We start from the raw sequence: 17,719 nt of genomic DNA on the forward strand, positions 1-17,719 counted from the left end.
CGCATTTTCCGAACCGCCTTGCGAAGCCGCAAGGCTTGAAACTGCGCTAGCCGAATTCCACCACGAGGTTCAGCGCCGCATCGACGGTGGCGCGCGATGCGGGCGGCAATACCAGCGTGCTTTCGCGCTCCTCCACCAGCGCCGGACCGGCGAGCCTGTCGCCGGGGCGCAGCGCCGTGCGGTCATGCACCTCGGCCTGCACGAAGCCGGTACCGAACCAGGCCTGGCGCGTGCCTTTCAGCGACCGCGCCGCACCGTCGCGCGCGCGCGCCAGCTCCAGCTTCGGCGTCGGGCCGGCGACGATGACGCGCCAGCCTACCGTCTCCACGGGCAGCCCGGCCTCGATGCGGCCATAGAGGCGGCGGTATTCCTGTTCGAAAGCGGCGCGCAGCGAATCGCGGTCCAGCGCCGTCACCTCCGCCTCGACCTGGTAGCCCTGGCCGGCATAGCGCATGGCGGCGATGCGGCGGATGGTGATGTCCGTGACCCCGGCCTCCGCCACCATGGCGCGGCCCTCCGCCTCCAGTTCCGCCAGCATGCGGTGCAGCGCATCGAGATCGAGCGTCGCCAGCGGCGCCACCATGGCGCGCAGCAGCGCGAAGGAGATGGGCGCGGCCAGAAATCCGAAAGCCGAGGCGACGCCGGCGCCGGGCGGCGAAACCAGTTTCGGCAGGCCGAGCTTCATGGCGATGGCGCAGGCATGCACCGGCCCGGCGCCGCCGATCGGCACCATGGTATAGCCCTCGATCCGCCGCGCCTTTTCCAGCGCATGCACGGCGGCGGCCTGGGCCATGGACTGGTTCACCGTCTCATGCACCGCCCAGGCCGCCTCCAGCGCGGACAGGCCCAGCGGCTTGCCGATATTTCTGGAAATTGCGCGCTCGGCCGCGGCCACGTCCAGCGTCATGTCGCCGCCCAAGAAACTGTTCGGCGCGAGGTAGCCGAGCAGCAGATCCGCATCTGTCACTGTGGGCAGCGTGCCGCCCAGCCCGTAGCAAGCCGGGCCCGGATCGCTGCTGGCGCTGTCCGGACCCACGCGGATCAAGCCGAGCCGATCGACGCGCGCGATGGAGCCACCGCCGGCGCCGATCTCGATCATCTCGATCACCGGTACCTTCAGCGGGAACCCGCTGCCTTTTCGGAACCGGTCAACTCGAGAAACTTCGAAATCGAGGCTGCGCTGCGGCTCCCCGCCATCGATCAGCGCGGCCTTGGCCGTGGTGCCGCCCATGTCGAAGCAGAGGATGTCTTCGGCGCCCGCGCTTTCGCCAATGACGCGTGCCGCCTGCACGCCGCCCGCCGGGCCGGATTGCACCAGGCGGATCGGGTGCCGGGCCGCCACATCCTCCCGCACCGTGCCGCCATCGGACAGCATCAGGAAGAGCGGGCCGGTGAGGCCGGCGCCGCGCAGCCCATCGCCGAGCCGCGCGAGATAGCGTTCGAAGACCGGCTGCACATAGGCGTTGCAGATGGTGGTGGTGCCGCGCTCGTATTCGCCGATCTCGGGCACGAGGTCCGAGGAAAGGCACAGCGTCAGCCCCGGCGCCTCCTGCCGCGCGAGCTCCGCCAGGCGGCGTTCATGCACGGGGTTGAGGAAGGCGTGCAGCAGGCAGATGGCCAGCGCCTGCGCGCCACCGTCGCGCAGCGCGCGGATTTGTGCCCGCGCGGCCGCTTCATCCAGCGGCGTCAGCACGCTGCCATCGGCGCGCAGACGCTCGGGCACGCCGAGGCGCAGGCGCCGCGGCACCAGCGGATCGGGGCGGCGCATGAACAGGTCGTAGGTGTCGTGGCGCAGCTCCGTGCCGATCTCCGGCACGTCCCGGAAGCCTTCGGTGGTGAGGAAGCCGGTCGGCACGCCGCGGCGCTCGATCAGCGCATTGGCGACCAGGGTGGTGCCGTGGATCACATGGCGCACCTGTTCCGGCGCCACGCCGTGCTGCGCCAGCAGGCCCGCGATGCCGGCGAGCACCGCCTGCTCCGGCGCATGTGGCGTGGTCAGCACCTTGCCGTTGAACAGGCGGCCGTCGCGCGTGTCGAGCAGCACGAAATCGGTGAAGGTGCCGCCGATATCAACGCCGATCTGCCAGGGCGGCGTCACACGTAGCCCTCCGCGGCGTCCGCATCGCGCGCGGTGGCGCTGCGCTCGGCCGGCGGGCCGAAGCCGCCGCCGCCGGGGGTTTCGAAGACCAGCGTGTCGCCAGGTTGCAGGACGAGGCGCGCCTTGGCCGCCACCTGCGCGCCATTCAGCAGGTCCCGCCCCCCGCGCCCGGCCTCGCCGCCCAGCAAGCCGCGCGGCGGGTGCTGCACGCGTTCGTGGCGGTAGGTGGCGGTGACGGGCTTGCCGCCGATCACGCGGAAGCCGAGGCGCTGGCCGAGGCCGCCGCGCATCGCGCCATCGCCGCCGCTGCCGGGGATCAGCGACTTCTCCGTGATCAGCATGGGCGCCGCATTCTCGAACTGCTCCACCGGCTGCGTCGCGACGTTGGAGGGGAAGGACAGGCAGGCGGCGCCGTCATGGCTGGCCGCCGCGCCATGGCCGCCATTCATGAAGAACATGCGGACGTAGCGGCGGCCATCGGCGTGCTCGCCGGTGAAGTACACATTCCACAATGGGCTGCCGGATTCCGCCACGACGCGATCCGGAATCAGCTTTCCGAGTGCCGAGAGCACCAGCATCGGCAGGTAATGCCCCGTGAGGTGCCGGCCCCAGACCGGCGCGGGGCGGCGAGGGTTCACGATGGAGCCCTCGGGCGCAATCAGCGTGATCGGGCGGAAGCAGCCGTCATTGTTCGGCGTGGTGGGGTCGAAGGCGCATTTCACCGCGTAGTTGGAATAGGCGCGCGAGAAATTCAGCGGCGAGTTCACGGGGCGCGCGATCTGCGCATCCGTGCCGGTGAAGTCGAGCGTGAGCTGGTCACCCTTCACTTCCAGCCGCAGCCGGATGGTGACGGGATGCTCGAAGCCATCGGCCGTGACCTCGTCGAACACCTCGCCATCCGGCACCGCCGCGATCGCCTCCCGCATCGCGCGTTCCGACCGCGCGAAGATCTCGGCAGAGAGCGCATCCGCATCCGCGATGCCTTCCTCGGCCAGGATGCGCAGCAGCCGCGGCGCCGCCTGGTCGTACATGGCGAATTGCGCGCGAAGGTCGCCCAGCACTTCCTCCGGCAGGCGGAGATTGGCTTCGAGGAAGGCGAAGACGTCCTCGTTCTCCACACCGCCGCGCAGGATGCGGGCGACGGGGATGGTGAGGCCTTCCTCCCAGGAATCGCGCGCCTCCACGCTCGGCGCGCCGCCGATGTCGGTGGCGTGGAAGGTGCTGCCGATCCAGGCGGTGATGCGGCCGCCGGCGAAGATCGGCTTGACCATGGTGATGTCGTTCAGATGGCCGGTGCCGAGATAGCCGTCATTCGAGATCAGCACATCGCCATCCACCAGCCGCGCCGCCGGGATCTTCCGCAGCATGGCGGCCAGGGTCACCGGCATGGTGCCGACGAAGCTGGGGACCGAGCGGGAGGACTGCGCGAATTGCCGTCCGGCGCTGTCCATCAGGCCCACGGCCATGTCCCAGTTGTCGCGCACAACTGACGAAAAGCTGGTGCGAACGAAGGTCTCGGCCGCCTCGTCCATCAGGCCGGCGATGCGCGCCCAGGCGGTGCCGAGGCGCAGCGCGGAAAGGGGTTCGGTCATCCACGCATCGCCTGCAGCTGCGCGGGGTAGCCTGCGGGGTTGACCTGCACGTCGATCAGGCTGGGCCCATCCACCGCGAAGGCCGCGCGAAGGGCCGTGCGGTAGCCCTCGGGCGTATTGGCATGGAAGCCACGCACGCCAAAACCCTCCGCCACCTGCGCGAAGTTCGTGGGCGTGAAGGCGACGCCGGCCGGGGCCAGCTGGCGCTGCTGCTGCTTGATGTCGATCAGCGACAGGGCGCTGTCGTTGAACACCACCACCACCAGCTTCGCGCCGGTCTGCGCGGCGGTGGCCAATTCGCCGATGCACATCATCAGCCCCCCATCGCCGGTGAAGGCGAGGCCGCCCCGCGCCGGATCATGCAGCGCCGCCGCCAGCGCCGCCGGCAGGGCGAAGCCCATGGAGGCCAGGCCATTCGAGATCAGCAGGTCGCGCGGCTGCTCACATTGCCAGAAGGCGGTGGCGGAGAACATGTGCGCCCCGGCATCCACCGCCACGCGCGGCGCGTGCCCGGCGGCGCGCGCCTCCTGCTGCGCCAGCCGCACGATGTCGGGCGGGGAGACGCCGCCCTGCCCCTTCCATTCCAGCGCCGCCAGCGCATCCGCGCGCAGCGTCGCAATCTCCGCCGCCGTCCAGTCCGAAGGCCGCGGCCGCAGCCTGGCGAGGCTCACCGCGAGGTCACCATGCAGCGCCGCGGTCGGCGCGGCGTAGCGCACCGGATGCGGCCGCAGCGCGAGGTCCAGAATTGGCGCGGCATAGCGCCAGGGCTGCAGGATCAGCTCCACCGGATCCAGCCCGAGTTGGATGATGAGATCCGCCGCGCCGACGCAGGGCGCCTCCAGCGAGCCGCCCGTGAAGAGGCCGGCATAGAGCGGATGCGCATCCGGCATCACGCCCTTCGCCTTGTAGGTGACCAGCACGGGGCAGCCCAGCGCCTCCGCCAGGCCACGCAGCGCCGCAGCCGCCGCGGGCTCCGCCGCTTCGACTCCGGCCAGGATCACCGGGCGCCGCGCCTGTGCCAGCAGCGCCGCGGCATCGCCGAAGCTGGGTGCGGCCGCCGCCCCCGCCACGCGCGGCGCGGCCGGCAGGGCCGTGCGGCGTGCGGCCTGGCCGGTCAGGTCCAGATGCACGGCGCCGCGCGGCGCGGCCAGGGCCAGGTCCAGCAGCGCGCCGATCTCGTCAGCCGGCGCCTCGCCCTCCGCCCGCGCATAGCCCTTGGCGATCGCCGCCGTCGCCGCCTGCTGATCGAAGACCTGATGCGTGACATAGGCGAGCTGCGCGGGCGTAAACCCATCCGAGAGCAGCAGCAGCGGCGCGCGTTCCAGCATGGCGCAGGCCAGGCCATTGGCGGCGTTGGACACGCCCGGGCCCTTGGTGGTCATCACCACGCCCGGCGCGCCCGTCAGCTCCGCATCCGCCAGCGCCATCATCGCCGCATTGGCTTCTTGGCGGGCCAGGATGAAGTCGATGCCGAAGCGCGGCGCCGCCGCGATCACATCGAGCGAGGAGCCGCCGCCCGGCACGCCCCAGATTCGCTTCGTGCCACGCTGGGCCAGCGCCGCGAGCAGCGCCTCGGCCACGGTCTGATGTGCCGCCTGGGCTTCCGGCATGACTTGGATACTCCCACCATACCGCATCACTTGCACCGGCCAGGGCGGCTTGCCAAGCCATGCGCGGATGGCCTCTGCTGGGGGCCGGATGCATCGAGGGGACGGGGTCATGGCGGATTTCAGGGGCAAGCGCGTGCTGGTGGCGGGCGGATCGCGCGGCATCGGGCACTCCATCGCGCTGGGCTTCGCCCAGGCCGGCGCGGCCGTGTCCATCTGCGCGCGCGACGCCAAGGCGCTGGAGGCGACGCGGGCGGAAATCGCGGCGCTCGGCGTCACCGCGCATGCGACGGTCGCCGATCTTGGCGTGGCGGATCAGGTGACGGGTTGGGTGGCGCAGGCGGCGGAAGCGCTGGGCGGCGTCGATGTGCTGGTGAACAATGCCAGCGGCTTCGGCGCCAAGGACACCGAGGAGGATTGGGCGCGCGGGCTGAATGTGGATGTGATGGCGACGGTGCGCGCCAGCCGCGCCGCCGCGCCCTTCCTGAAGGCGGCGCGCGGCAGCATCGTCAACGTCTCCTCCATCTCCGGCTTCCGGCCTTCGCTGCGCACGCCCGCCTATGCGGCGGTGAAGGCGCTGCTGGTGAACTATACCTCCAGCCAGGCGGCCGCCTTCGGGCCGGACGGGGTGCGGGTGAATGCGGTGGCGCCTGGTTCCATCGAATTCCCCGGCGGGTCCTGGGAAGCCCGGCGCACCAGCGACCCGGCGCTGTACAACCGCATCCTCGGCTCCGTCCCCTTCGGCCGCCTCGGCACGCCCGAGGAGGTGGCGGAGGTGGTGCTGTTCCTGGCCAGCCCGGCGGCGCGCTGGGTGACGGGGCAGACCATCATCGTCGATGGCGGCCAGATGCTGGGGTAGCGCGCAACAGGCGAAACAATCGCGGTCCCCGGCGAAATGCGCGTGGAACAGGCGTGGCGCAGAAGGCGCGCCCCGAATGTCCGGAGAAGCCGCGCCATGTCCCGCCTGCCCCTGCTCTATATCATCGCCGCCGCGTTCAACCTGCTGGTCGGCGTCTGCCTCGGCATCTGGATGGGCATCGCGCATGATTTCCAGTTGGCGCCGGTGCATGCGCATCTGAACCTGCTGGGCTGGGCCTCGCTCGCGCTGATGGGGCTGGTGTTCCGCGCCTGGCCGGAGCTGGGGCGCGCGGTGCTGCCGAGCGTGGTGCAGTTCTGCCTCTGCGTCGGCGCCGCGGTGCTGTTCCCGGCCGGCATCTACCTGTCCATCCTGCATGAGGCGCCGGGGCTGGCGATCGGCGCCGCCCTGGCCTGGCTGGCCGGCGTCGTGCTCTTCCTGGTTCGGCTCGTGCTGCTGGCGCTCTATGCCGCGCCCCGCCGCCTGCCGGTGCTGCAGCCCGCCGAATAAGCGCGCCTCCTCCGAGCCCGCCGCAGAGCGGCGGAGGCTGACACAGGCCGCGGAACATGGTGGATTGGGGAAAACGGAGACGCCCCATGATCGACCTGAAAGCCAAGCGCCTGAACGGCCCCGTCATCCGCCTGCATCCGGACGACAATGTGGTGGTCGCGCGCATCGACATCGAGCCGGGCACCTCCATCCCCGGCGAGAACATGCTGGCGCGCAACAAGGTGCCCGCCGGCTACAAGATCGCCACCACCCAGCTGCGCAAGGGCGACCCGGTGCTGAAGTACCAGGTCACCATCGGCTTCGCGGCGGAGGACATTCCCGCCGGCACCATGGTGCACGCCCACAACATCGATTTCCGGGAGTTCGACCGCGACTACGCCATCGGCCGCGACTACCGGCCCGTCGAGATGATCCCTGAAGACCAGCGCAAGACCTTCGAGGGCTACGTCCGCGCCGATGGCCGCGTCGGCACGCGCAATTTCATCGCTGTCGTCTCCTCGGTGAACTGTTCCGCCACCGTCTCCCACGCCGTGGCGGACTGGTTCACGCCGGATCGCATGGCGGAATGGCCGAATGTCGACGGCGTCGCCGCCTTCACCCATTCCACCGGCTGCGGCATGGAACTGTCCGGCGAGCCGATGCAGCTGCTGCGTCGCACCCTCGGCGGCTATATGCGCCACCCCAACGTCGCCGGCGTGGTCGTCATCGGCCTGGGCTGCGAGCGCAACCAGATCGCGGGCCTGCTGGCCGAACAGGGCCTGACACCGGGGCCGATGCTGAAATCGCTCGTGATGCAGGAGGTTGGTGGAACTCGGAAGAGCATCGACGCGGGCGTGGCTGCGGTGAAGGAGATGATGGCGGAGGCCAACAAGGCCCGCCGGGAAACGGTCTCCGCAGCGCATCTCTCGGTCGGGCTGCAATGCGGCGGCTCCGACGGATTTTCGTCCATCACCGCCAACCCAGCGCTCGGCGCCGCAATGGACCTTCTCGTGCGGCACGGCGGCACCGCCATCCTCTCCGAAACGCCCGAGATCTACGGCGTCGAACACACCCTCACCCGCCGCGCCGTCAGCCAGGAAGTCGGCGAGAAACTCATCGAGCGCATCCGCTGGTGGAAGGACGTCTACACCCCCGGCCGCGACACGCAGATCAACGGCGTGGTCAGCCCCGGCAACCAGGCCGGCGGCCTGGCCAATATCCTGGAGAAATCCCTCGGCTCCTCCATGAAAGGCGGCACCGGCCCCCTCATGGACGTGTTCCGCTACGCGGAGCCCATCACCACCAAAGGCTTCGTCTTCATGGACACGCCCGGCTTCGACCCGGTCTCCGCCACCGGCCAGGTCGCCGGCGGCGCGAACATGATCGCCTTCACCACCGGCCGCGGCTCCATGTACGGCGCGAAACCCGTACCCTCCGTGAAACTCGCGACCAACACACCGATGTTCCGCCGGCTGGAAGAAGACATGGACATCAACTGCGGCGAAATCCTCGACGGCACCGCCAGCCTCGCCGAAATGGGCGAACGCATCCTCGACCTGCTGCTCCGCACCGCCTCCGGCGAACCAACCAAGAGCGAACAACTCGGCCTCGGCAAACACGAATTCGCGCCGTGGCAGATTGGCATTACCGGGTGAGGGTTGCGCGGGGGGCCTTGCAAGGAGGGGCTCTGCCCCTCCCTGCACCCTCCCCGCCAGGAGGCAGTGGCCTCCTGGACCTCAGGACCTTTGAGCAGGAATGGAGAGGGGGCCGGCGGTACCGCAGATCATGCGGTAGCTCCGGCCCCCTCTCCATTCCTGCTCATGATTCAAGGGTTCCAAGGGGCCGCTGCCCCTTGGCAGGGGGTGCAGGGGGACAGCGTCCCCCTGCAAATCTCCCGCGCAAACCTCACCCCGGCAATGTCAGCAGCCGCCGCGGCGTGTGCACGAGCATCGCGTCGAGTTCGGTTTGCGAAAAACCGCGTTCGCGCATGAAGGGGATGATGTTGCGGAAGATGTGGCCGTAGCCGTGGCCGCCGAAGTGGCGGAGGCGTGTCAGGCGGCAGATGTCCTGGCTGATGACGATCTGGTCGGTGTGGCCGCGGTCCAGCAGGCGGCGGATGGTGTCGATGCGGGTGCCGTCGTTCGGCATGTTGATCGGCGCAAAGGACCAGTAGGCGTGTTCGTAGCCGAACAGGTCGAATTCCAGGATGCAGCCGGTATCGGCCAGGGCAAAAAGACGGTCGTCGTCGAAGATGGTGCGGTCGACGTGGTCGATGATGGTGCGCGGGATGGTGCCGCCGTGGTCGCGCAGGAAGGCGATGACTTCGGCGGGCTGGTCGGGGTGCACGCCGGGGTGGATGGTGAGGGACGCGCCGGACTCCTGCTGCGCGAGGACTGCGCCGGCCATGACGCGGCGTTCGAGCGGCGTCCAGGGGGCGGAGCAGCCGATCTCGCCGATGATCCCGGCGCGAACCGTGGTGCCCCAGGCGCCGTGGCGCAGGGCGCCGAGCATTTCGGCGGCGAAGTCCTCCACGCCCCGGGCATGGTTCGCGGGGTCCTGGAAGTCCTCCACATACTGTCCGCAGCCCATGACGAGCTGCACGCCGCTGCGGCGGGAGACTTCGACCAGCCCCTCGGGGTCCGGCGCCAGGCCGCCGATGGTCATCTCGACCATGGTGGCGCCACCCTCGGCGCGGAACAGGTCGAGTTCCGCCACGGCCAGGTCCCGGTCCAGCATCACCGTTTTGCCGGCATGCGGGTGGCGGCCGTAGTCGATGTCGTAGCGGCTGGCGAGGGTGATGGGCTGCAGCAGCTCGGGGCGCTGCGCGCTGGCCTGGCGCAGGCTGGGCGGCGTGATGTCGCAGAGCACATGCTCATGCATCAGGGTCGGGCCCAGGCTTTCGGGCGGCACCGCGCCCAGCACCGTCTGCACATAACCCGCCATCCGCCCCGCCTCCTGGCTTGTCATCGGGACAAACTGCGGCGGCGGGGCGGGTGGTGCAAGCCGAGGGTTCAGGGAATCTGTGGCGGAAAGTCGTGCCGGCCATCCGCGCCCAGCGGCAGCCGCGTGGCGGCCAGCACGACGGAAAGCGGCAGCTGTGCGTAGAGATGCGGGAACAGGCCCGGCCGGCTGCCGCCCGCCGCCGCTTCCCAGCGCAGCGCGGGCCCCAGGCGCCTGGCATCCACTTCCAGCAGCCAGAGATCCGCGACGCCGGCGCGATGCTTGGCCGCGCTGGCGCGCAGCTGGGCGGCGGTGGAGAAATGCAGGAAGCCGTCGCGCGCATCATCGGCGCTGCCGGCATAGGCGCCGGCGGCTTCCGCGGCGCGCCAATCGGCTTCCCGGACCATGGTGTAGATGCGGTCTTCCATGCGGCGCGCTCCGAGCCTGTGCGGGCCGGTTTCAGCCGAGCAGGCGGTAGAAGACAAGCCCGCCTGCCTCCACCGTCGGGATCTGGCCGATGGCCCAGCGCGGCAGCGAATCGGCTGCGTGGTAGTGCGTGGCGCCCTGCGTCGCATCCGGCAGCGCGCCGGCCAGCGCGCGGGCGGCGATGCGGCGGCAGATGGCGAAGCTGGGGTCCTGCGCCAGCTCCGGCGCCCGCATCGCCGCACGACGCGGGCTTTGCGGATGCCAGCAGGCGAATTGGAAGGGCGCGCGGCAGATCTCGGCCACGTCCAGCCCCAGGTGCCGCGGCCCGCCGGGCGCAAGCGCCAGGCGCCGACGGTTCATCACGACCGCGGCCACGCCCTCGATCGCGCGCACGGGGCGGAAGCCGGCCTCGCCCCAGAGGGTCAGTTCCAGCACGCCGGCGGCCTGCGGCGGGGTCATCTGCATGGCGGCGCTCATCGGCCCGGCTCCGCATCGGCGCGCGCCGCGAAGCCCATCTTGCGGCCCGGCAGGTTATGGCCGGCGATGGCGGTGGCCGTGGTCGCGGTGCGGCTGACCTCGTCCAGCTTCTCCTCGATCCGCAGCAATTGCAGCGAAAGGCGCGAATCGAGGTCGCGGATCAGCGACAGCGGCACATAGGTGCGCGCGACTTCCAGCTTGAAATCCACCAGTTCGTCGCGCGAAGGCCCGGGGGCTTGGGAGGCGCTGGGCGGCGCCTCGGGCCGCGACTGCAGGTCGCGCCGCAGGAGATGCATCATCCACAGCATGAGCGCGGCCAGCGGCGCATCCGCCAGCGCGCTCAGCACCTGGGGCGGGATTTCGGGGATCATCGGGGGGAGACTCCTTGAAGGGGAAGCCCGGCGGGCCCAAGCTGGAGGCACCGCGGGAGATGCGGTTCAACAGGACAAAGCGACCGCTGCGCGAACGATGTGGAACCAGCCCTATCTCGAGACCTGTTGCCGCTCCGCGCTGCACCGCCTGACCCTGGTGGGCCGGCCGGGCCGTCCGGACGGGCTGAAGGACGGCCCCTGCCTGCGGCGGCTTGAGGGCATGGGCCTGGCCCGGCAGCGGGAGGATGGGCGCTTCGAGGCGACGCCGGCCGGCTGGGACCGGCATGCGCTGGAAATCGTGCCGCGAAAGAGCGCCTGAGCATTTTCAAGTCAGGCGGCTTCGCCTGACGACTCCAAAAATGCGATGAAACGAAGCTGCTAGAGCACGATCCATCCTCTCGGATGGATCTCGTGCTCTAGAAGTTATTGTTTCTAAAGCACAAAATCCGACAACACTGATTCAGTGTTATCGGATAGTGCTTTAGACGCCCCGCCAGGGCAGGCTGGTTGGCCGCAGCGGCGGTGCGCCGGGCAGGCGCACCGGCTCCGCCAGCAGGCAGCCGGCCACGGCATCCAGCGCATCGTCGTGCTGGCCCGGCAGGTCCGGCCGCCAATCGGCCATCTCCCGCGCGAAGCGGGTGCGGAAGACATCCTCATGCGCCAGCAGCCGGCGCGCGGCCAGCACCGGGTCCAGCGCGGCCAGGATGCGCTCCGCCTTGGCGCGGCGGCTGGTGGCTTCCAGCACGCTGCAATGGAAGCCGATGCGGTTGATCTCTCGCTTCAGCAGGCCGGGCAGGAACTTGCCGATGCCGTTGGTCTCCACCCGAAGCACAGGCAGCAGCAGGTCGCGCGCAATCTCCGCCACCGCGCGGCATTGCTGCGTGGCGGCGTCGTCCTGCGCGTCGGGGTCGTGCAGCAGATAGGCCAGACGGTGCAGGTAGTGCCGCCCCTCGGCATCGGCATAGGTGCAGGCCAGCACGCTGGCATCGCCCACGCCGGGCCGCCCGAAGGCCGGGTCCCACCAGCCGCCGCCCGAGACCATCTGCCGGCCCATCAACCTCAGTACGCCGCGACCATTCGCCTCGCGGTAGTCGGTATCCTCCGCGTAGCGCAGGATCAGCCCGGGATCGAGCCGCGCCGCCTCCTCCGTCACCGCTTCCAGCAGCATCTGCCGCCGGAAGGCCAGCGGGCCGACGCGCCGGCGCAGACTGGCGATGCCGGCTTCGGTGAAGCGTTCGGGCCAGACGCTGCGGCCTTCCGCATCCAGCAGCGGCAGCACCAGGCGGCGATAGCCCGAGAGGAAGGCGTCCTCCCCTTCCGCATAGAGGCTGTCCGCACAATGCGGCGTGCCGACGAACAGCATGCGGCCGCCGGGTACCAGCACGAATTCCGTCTCCGTCAGCCGCTCGCGCAATTCCGCGCGCTGGCCGGGGGAGCCGCAATTGCCCGCCACCTCCACATCGTCGCAGACGATGAGGTCGGCGCGCGCGCCGGTGATATTGCCGCCGATGCCGGCTGCGAGCATGGAGGCATCGCGCAGCACCGCATCCCGCGCCACGGTGAAGCGATCCGAGGCCCAGGATCCGTCGCCATGGTCGGGCAGCAGCGCGCCACACAGCGGATGCCGGCCGAGGATGCGGCGCACCGTCGCTACCATGCGCGTCGCCAGCGCATGATCGGCGGCCACCACCAAGATGCGCGTCTCCGGCGCACGATACAGCTGCCAGGCGCAGTAGAGCCCGACCAGCGTGGACTTGCCGCAGCCCCGGAAGGCCATCAGCAGCAGCCGCAGATCGCCCGCCTCGCCGCGCTCGCTCAGCCAGCGCAGCATGCGCCGATGCACCGCCGGCGTGCCGAGGCCCGCGATGCGGTTCCAGATCCAGGCGAATTCCAACAGGTCGGCAGGCCGTTCGCTCATGCCTCTGCTTCCTTGGCCATCTGCGCCCGCATCGCGGCCAGCAGCTGGTCCTCATCCGGGGCGGCCTCGCCGGGCTTCGTGGCCTCGCCCGAGGTCATCGCCGCAAGCTCCGCCATATGCGCCAGCGCGGCGCGGGCGGCGGCCTGGTGTGCGGCGAAGGCCTTGGGATCGGGCGGCGCCTCCCCCCGCGGCCAGGAGGCGACGAATTCTGCGTAGTCCACGGCCACGCGCTGCATCGCCGCCTCCAGCGTCTCCCGCGGCAAGGGCGAGGCGGGCGGCTTGGAAGACGCCTTGCCACGGCCGGTTCGTTTCATGCCTTCACCACGCGCACGCGCACCGTGCCGGCATTGAGATCCACAGCCGCGCCGCTGCGATTCCAGGCGGTGACGGTCACCACGTCCTGCGCGCCGATCTGCGCCAGGAAGACGACGCCGGAGGTGGAGAGCGAATAGGCCGCCTGCACGAAATCCCCGGGCCTGGCGCCGGGCACCGGCACATTGGTCTGCGCGCTGGCTCCGGCGGCGATCGAGGGCGGGTCCCAGGCCTGCTCCGCCACCAGATCCCGCACGCCCAGCCGCAGATCCGGCAGGCCGTACATCACCGCCGGCGCATGTCGCGGGTCGCAGTTCAGCCGCAGCGCGCGCAGCTCGTAATCCGCACCGATGCGCGCCACGCCGATCACTGCCGTGGCCACCGCCGGCGAAAGCCGCACCGCCTGCAGCCGCGACAGCCCCGCATCAGTCATATCCGCCGCCCCCTGCCACCAGCGCGCCGTCGGGTTCCAGACCATGGACTGGCCGGAGGCAAGCACCAGCGGGCCGAGGCTGTCGGTCAGCAGGTTGTTGACGCCGTCGAAGCACATGACGATCATGCGCGGCGCATCGGCATCCACGCTCAGCGCGAAGTCGCGGCAGAGCCGCGCATCGACGATGAAGCCCAGCGCCCGCCCGCCCGTCATCATCACGCCGCGATTGGTCAGCGTGAAGGAATCCAGCGCCGGAAAGACGAAGTCGTGCAGCGTGGCCGGGCTGCCGGAGACGTTGGAGGAGAGGCAGGCCAGCTTCTCGAACCCCGTCTCCGTCGCATTCCAGCGGATGGCGGCGGCGCGCAGGCTTGGCACGCTCGCCACCTCCCGCGTCGCCTCCCGGTGCGGGGCCGCCTGGTGCAGCGCCTGCACCACGCCGCCGAGGCGCGTGGCGGCCAGGGTGTGCTCGATCTCCACCGCATAGCCCTGGCTGGCCCAGGCCACCTCATAGACATGGTCCTGCGCCGCGCCGGTATGGCGCGCGACGAAGCCGCTGCAGCCTTCCATGCGCAGGCCGCGCGCGATGATGGCGCGGCTGTTCACCTCGCAGAGGAAGGGAATGCCGGAGATCGGCCGGCCTTCCGCATTCAGCTCGAAGTTCTGCCCGTCGAAGACATGCCGGTTGTGCGCGACATAGGCGCCCGGCGCGGCGGACAGCCGGATGCCGAAGCGGTCCTTGTCCACATGCACGGAGGAGCCCACGGCGAAGTGGCCGCCATGGTAGCGGATGGAGGTGTTCCAGGCGCCCGCCGTCGCGGTGTGCACATCCGGCCCGATGCGGTTGTTGACGATGCGGCCGAGCACCAGCGTGCAGTCCTCGAAGCCACGGCCATCGCCCAGCGTGCGGACGCCGATGGAGAAGCCTTCCACACGCCGCACCTCGATGATCGAGGCATCGTGGTTGCGCAGCAGGATCCCGATATCGTTGTCGTTCTCCCAATCGGCCTGGGTCCCGCGCAGCACCGTCAGCCCGCTGTGCCGCTTGCTGGCATTGCGCGCCGTGCCGCCATCGCCGATGGTCAGCGCCGGCTGCCCGCCGGGCCCTGCATAGACGATGCTGCCACGCATGGTCAGGCCCGCGGCGGCGCCAGGCAGGGTCAGCGGCTGCGTGGTGCGGTAGCTGCCCTCACCGATCAGCAGCGTCTTGCCGGAGGCGCCGGCGGCGTTCATCGCCGCCTGCAGCGCCGGGCCGTCATCCGTCACGCCATTGCCGCTGGCGCCGAAGTCGCGCGCGCTCAGCTGCTCGGCCAGCTTGTCCTCCACGGTGTGGGGCACGGCGCCGGGGAAGGGCGCGCTGATCAGGCCGGAATCGCGCGGCAGCACCACCAGCTCGCCGGTGCCGTCGAAGCCAAGCATGCGATTGGCCCGCGCGCCGCGCAGCGGCAGGATGAAATTGCCGCCGACCTCCGCCGGGTCCTGGCGCAGGGCTGCGGAAAGCTCCTCCTGCTGCTCCTGCAGCGCGGCCACCAGGCGATCCAGCTCGTCGTTCAGCGTGCGGGCACGCAGCACGCCATTGTCCTGGAAGTCCGTGCTGCGTTCCACGCGGATGCGCCGGCGCAGCGTCACGGTGCTGCCGGAAGCCGGCGGCGTGGCGAGGGTGACGGTGCCGCCCTCGCTATTGCCGGCGCCGGAGACGGTGAAGCCGCCGGCCAGCACCACGCCATCCAGGCGCAGCTCCAGTTCGGCGGCCTGGAAGATCGGGAAGGGATAGGTGAAGGCAACGCGGCTGCCGTCGCCCAGATACTGGACGCGCGGCGCGACGTCGCCGATGCGGATATGCTCGGCCATCATGGGCTCCGATGCTGTGGAATTCGGGCTTCAATCCAGCAGGTTGCGCAGCGAGCTGCCGAAGGTGCTGCCGGCGCGCAGGAAGCTGGTCAGCGATCCGTCGCTGTTCAGCAGGCTGCGGCGGCCGGCGGACAGGCGCGCCGCGAAAAGCTGGTCGCTATCGGCCTGCGCCGCGGCGGCATCGCGCTCGATCCCCGCGGTCAGGTTGGCGGCGGAGCCTTCGTCGGGCGAGAGGCCACCGGCCGCCAGCCGCGCGCGGGTGGAAGCCAGCGTGCCGGCCAGCCGCGCCTCCCGCGCGCGGGCCTCGGCGGCCTGCTGCAGCGCCGTCTGCTCCGCCCGCGCCCTTTCCTGTTCCTGCGCGGCGCGGGCCTGCGCCTTGGCATTGGCGGCCTGCGCCTGGCCCTGCCGCACATTGCCGTAGATGGAGGCGCCCGCGCCGATGGCGGCCGCGATGGGGGCGAGTTGCGCCATCAGTTCGTGATCCTCATGTCGGTGGTGACGGAAAGCAGCGTCAGCGGCAGCGGCGTCTCGCCCTCGATCCGCCAGAGCGGCGCCATGGCGTCCCGCCGCCAGCCGAGGGCACGCAGCGCGACATCGCCGGTGAAGGGCACGGGCGCCGCATCCAGCAGCGGCGTGTCCAGCCGCCGGAAGGGCACCGGCTGCACGCCGCGGCCGAGATCCACCTCCAGCGCCGGCGTGTCCAGCAGGCGGAAGGTGGCGGAGACCAGGCGCAGCGGCGCGGAAGCCGAGCCCGTGGCATTGCCGAGCGAAGCGGGCAGCGGCTCGATCAGATGCCGGAAGGGCAGCCCGGCCTGCACGCTGCTGGCGGGCGGATCCAGCGTGATCGCACCATCCAGCACGGTGGCGGGCGCGCGCGGCGCGCCATCGGCCAGCACGCCCACCTGCCGCGCTTCCAGATGCGCCAGCCCCAGCCAGCGATCCTGTGGCGTCGCGCTGCTGCCGGAGAGCGCGGCGTCCAGGCCCGTCGTGGCATCGAAGCGCTCGAGGCGAAAACTGCCGAAACGCTCGACCAGCGCGAAGACGCGGCCTTCGGTCTCGGCAACCGCGCGGAAGGCGCCCTCCGTCTCCAGCCGCGTCCAGGCGGTGACCTGCTCGGCGCGATACAGCGTCAGCGTGGCGATCGAGCCATCGGCCATCACCACATGCAGCAGCCGCGCCGTCTGGTCATAGGCCATGGAGACCGGGTCGCGCACCAGGTGCCGCGCCACCAGCGCGAGGTCATTCGCCTGGTAGGTATCGGCGACATCGGTATAGGCAAATTCATGCACGCCGCGGCCGGACCGCGCGACGAACAGCGTCGCGCCATCCACATCCACCGGCGGCACCTGCCGGTCTACCGCCGTGCCGACGCGCGTCTGCCGGTTCAGCTGGATGGAGGACGGCGTCAGCGGATCGCCGGTCACCATCCATTCGGCGCCGGAGGTGAAGACCTGCAGGTGGCGGCCGGAGAAGACGGCGCGGATCGCATTCACCTGGTCGGAGACCAGCGCGAATTCGATCGCCTCGTCATCCAGGCCCGTACCGCCATCGAAATCGCCAAGGTCGCCGGTGCGCGACAGCCACAGCCGGTTCGGTGCATCGCGCGACCCGCCGAGCACCAGGCGATCCTGGTGGAAGCAGGCGCAGACCGGCCAGCCGCGCACGCCGCTGAAGGCCGTCTCCTGCCAGTCCTGCGTCGCCAGCGTATCCTCCAGCGGATCCTCCACCAGCGCGGTGGCGTTCTGCGGCCCCTCGACGGAAAGGATCACCACGCGCTTGCCCTTCAGGCGGAAGCGGCTGGTGACATGGCCGGGGCTGAAGACCGGCGCGGAGCAGGTCAGCGCCACCGTGCCCGTCGTGGCCGACGCCGCCATCGCCACGTCGCGCGTGAAATTGTGGAAGGCGACGCGGGAAAAGGCGAAGGGCGCGATGGTCCAGGCGGTGTGGCTGCTGCGCGTCAGGCGCTGCGGCGGCATCTCCGGATGGAACAGCAGCAGCGTATCCGCGCTTTGCGTGAAGGCCAGCTGCGGCAGCATGGTGGTGGACCAGGGCGCCGGCAGGCTGGCGACCTCCGCATCGCCCAGGAAGACCTGCAGCCGGCCCTCGCTGAGCGCCAGCAGGTAGGTCTGCTCCGTGTTGAACTCGAAGGGCACCAGCCGGGCCGGGCCGGGCAGCGTCGCCACATGCACCAGGCCGGGCCGGCGCGCGACGCCGCCCGTCGGCTGGATGACGACATTGCGCAGCCGCCGCGCGCCATTCTCGAAGGCGCGCAGATCGGCGCGGCCATAGAGCTCGGGCGCAAGCTCGCCGGCGGTGAAGGAGGATTTGACGCGGCGCGTGGCGATGCTCATC

The 17,719-nt window shown here is 70.6% G+C and carries 16 protein-coding genes; 4 read left to right on the top strand and 12 right to left on the bottom strand.

Annotated features, from left to right (window positions below):
• Positions 1–46: 46 nt before the first annotated feature.
• The 3 genes from J3S20_RS14335 to J3S20_RS14345 are packed head-to-tail and all read right to left on the bottom strand — an operon-like array spanning position 47 to position 5,300.
• Positions 47–2,098 carry a hydantoinase/oxoprolinase family protein gene (locus J3S20_RS14335; RefSeq protein ID WP_216837182.1) on the bottom strand — a complete coding sequence of 684 codons (2,052 nt, stop codon included), beginning with the start codon at positions 2,096–2,098 and terminating at the stop codon, positions 47–49.
• Positions 2,095–3,690 carry a hydantoinase B/oxoprolinase family protein gene (locus J3S20_RS14340; RefSeq protein WP_216837183.1) on the bottom strand — a complete coding sequence of 532 codons (1,596 nt, stop codon included), beginning with the start codon at positions 3,688–3,690 and terminating at the stop codon, positions 2,095–2,097. Before J3S20_RS14340 ends, J3S20_RS14335 begins: the two co-directional genes overlap by 4 nt.
• Positions 3,687–5,300, bottom strand: coding sequence for a thiamine pyrophosphate-binding protein (locus J3S20_RS14345; protein ID WP_216837184.1), 1,614 nt, complete (start codon positions 5,298–5,300; stop codon positions 3,687–3,689). The genes J3S20_RS14340 and J3S20_RS14345 overlap by 4 nt, the downstream gene beginning before the upstream one ends.
• A gap of 109 nt (positions 5,301–5,409) precedes the next feature.
• On the opposite strand from J3S20_RS14345, the gene J3S20_RS14350 reads away from it, so the two are divergent.
• The 3 genes from J3S20_RS14350 to J3S20_RS14360 all read left to right on the top strand — a co-directional run bounded on the left by J3S20_RS14350 (position 5,410) and on the right by J3S20_RS14360 (position 8,297).
• Positions 5,410–6,156 carry an SDR family NAD(P)-dependent oxidoreductase gene (locus J3S20_RS14350; RefSeq protein ID WP_216837185.1) on the top strand — a complete coding sequence of 249 codons (747 nt, stop codon included), beginning with the start codon at positions 5,410–5,412 and terminating at the stop codon, positions 6,154–6,156.
• A 96-nt stretch (positions 6,157–6,252) separates the two neighbouring features.
• Positions 6,253–6,663 carry a hypothetical protein gene (locus J3S20_RS14355; RefSeq protein ID WP_216837186.1) on the top strand — a complete coding sequence of 137 codons (411 nt, stop codon included), beginning with the start codon at positions 6,253–6,255 and terminating at the stop codon, positions 6,661–6,663.
• 86 nt (positions 6,664–6,749) lie between these two features.
• Positions 6,750–8,297, top strand: a complete 1,548-nt coding sequence (locus J3S20_RS14360) for a UxaA family hydrolase (RefSeq protein ID WP_216837187.1) — start codon at positions 6,750–6,752, stop codon at positions 8,295–8,297.
• A 250-nt stretch (positions 8,298–8,547) separates the two neighbouring features.
• Here the strand turns inward: J3S20_RS14360 and J3S20_RS14365 are convergent, their stop codons facing one another.
• The 4 genes from J3S20_RS14365 to J3S20_RS14380 are packed head-to-tail and all read right to left on the bottom strand — an operon-like array spanning position 8,548 to position 10,856.
• Positions 8,548–9,609, bottom strand: a complete 1,062-nt coding sequence (locus J3S20_RS14365) for a phosphotriesterase family protein (protein WP_216837188.1) — start codon at positions 9,607–9,609, stop codon at positions 8,548–8,550.
• A gap of 44 nt (positions 9,610–9,653) precedes the next feature.
• Positions 9,654–10,010 carry a DUF952 domain-containing protein gene (locus tag J3S20_RS14370; protein ID WP_216837189.1) on the bottom strand — a complete coding sequence of 119 codons (357 nt, stop codon included), beginning with the start codon at positions 10,008–10,010 and terminating at the stop codon, positions 9,654–9,656.
• A gap of 31 nt (positions 10,011–10,041) precedes the next feature.
• On the bottom strand, positions 10,042–10,485 hold the full coding sequence (locus J3S20_RS14375; protein WP_216837190.1) for a cell wall hydrolase: 444 nt from the start codon (positions 10,483–10,485) through the stop codon (positions 10,042–10,044).
• On the bottom strand, positions 10,482–10,856 hold the full coding sequence (locus J3S20_RS14380) for a hypothetical protein (RefSeq protein ID WP_216837191.1): 375 nt from the start codon (positions 10,854–10,856) through the stop codon (positions 10,482–10,484). The genes J3S20_RS14375 and J3S20_RS14380 overlap by 4 nt, the downstream gene beginning before the upstream one ends.
• 97 nt (positions 10,857–10,953) lie before the next feature.
• Here J3S20_RS14380 and J3S20_RS14385 point away from each other — a divergent pair, with 97 nt between their 5' ends.
• Positions 10,954–11,175, top strand: coding sequence for a hypothetical protein (locus J3S20_RS14385; RefSeq protein WP_216837192.1), 222 nt, complete (start codon positions 10,954–10,956; stop codon positions 11,173–11,175).
• 162 nt (positions 11,176–11,337) lie between these two features.
• On the opposite strand, the gene terL is transcribed toward J3S20_RS14385, so the two are convergent.
• The 5 genes from terL to J3S20_RS14410 are packed head-to-tail and all read right to left on the bottom strand — an operon-like array spanning position 11,338 to position 17,718.
• A complete protein-coding gene (gene terL / locus J3S20_RS14390; RefSeq protein ID WP_216837193.1) occupies positions 11,338–12,774 on the bottom strand; it encodes a phage terminase large subunit in 1,437 nt (478 codons plus the stop codon).
• Positions 12,771–13,088: a hypothetical protein gene (locus tag J3S20_RS14395; RefSeq protein ID WP_216837194.1), complete on the bottom strand. Its 318-nt coding sequence runs from the start codon at positions 13,086–13,088 to the stop codon at positions 12,771–12,773. The genes terL and J3S20_RS14395 overlap by 4 nt, the downstream gene beginning before the upstream one ends.
• A complete protein-coding gene (locus tag J3S20_RS14400; RefSeq protein WP_246602833.1) occupies positions 13,085–15,370 on the bottom strand; it encodes a phage tail fiber domain-containing protein in 2,286 nt (761 codons plus the stop codon). Before J3S20_RS14400 ends, J3S20_RS14395 begins: the two co-directional genes overlap by 4 nt.
• A gap of 27 nt (positions 15,371–15,397) precedes the next feature.
• Positions 15,398–15,838, bottom strand: a complete 441-nt coding sequence (locus J3S20_RS14405) for a hypothetical protein (protein ID WP_216837195.1) — start codon at positions 15,836–15,838, stop codon at positions 15,398–15,400.
• The gene (locus J3S20_RS14410) at positions 15,838–17,718 is read right to left on the bottom strand and encodes a hypothetical protein (RefSeq protein WP_216837196.1); all 1,881 of its coding nucleotides are present in this window, start codon (positions 17,716–17,718) and stop codon (positions 15,838–15,840) included. Before J3S20_RS14410 ends, J3S20_RS14405 begins: the two co-directional genes overlap by 1 nt.
• Position 17,719: the final 1 nt, after the last annotated feature.

Source organism: Falsiroseomonas tokyonensis (assembly GCF_019024325.1).
Taxonomy (GTDB): domain Bacteria; phylum Pseudomonadota; class Alphaproteobacteria; order Acetobacterales; family Acetobacteraceae; genus Falsiroseomonas; species Falsiroseomonas tokyonensis.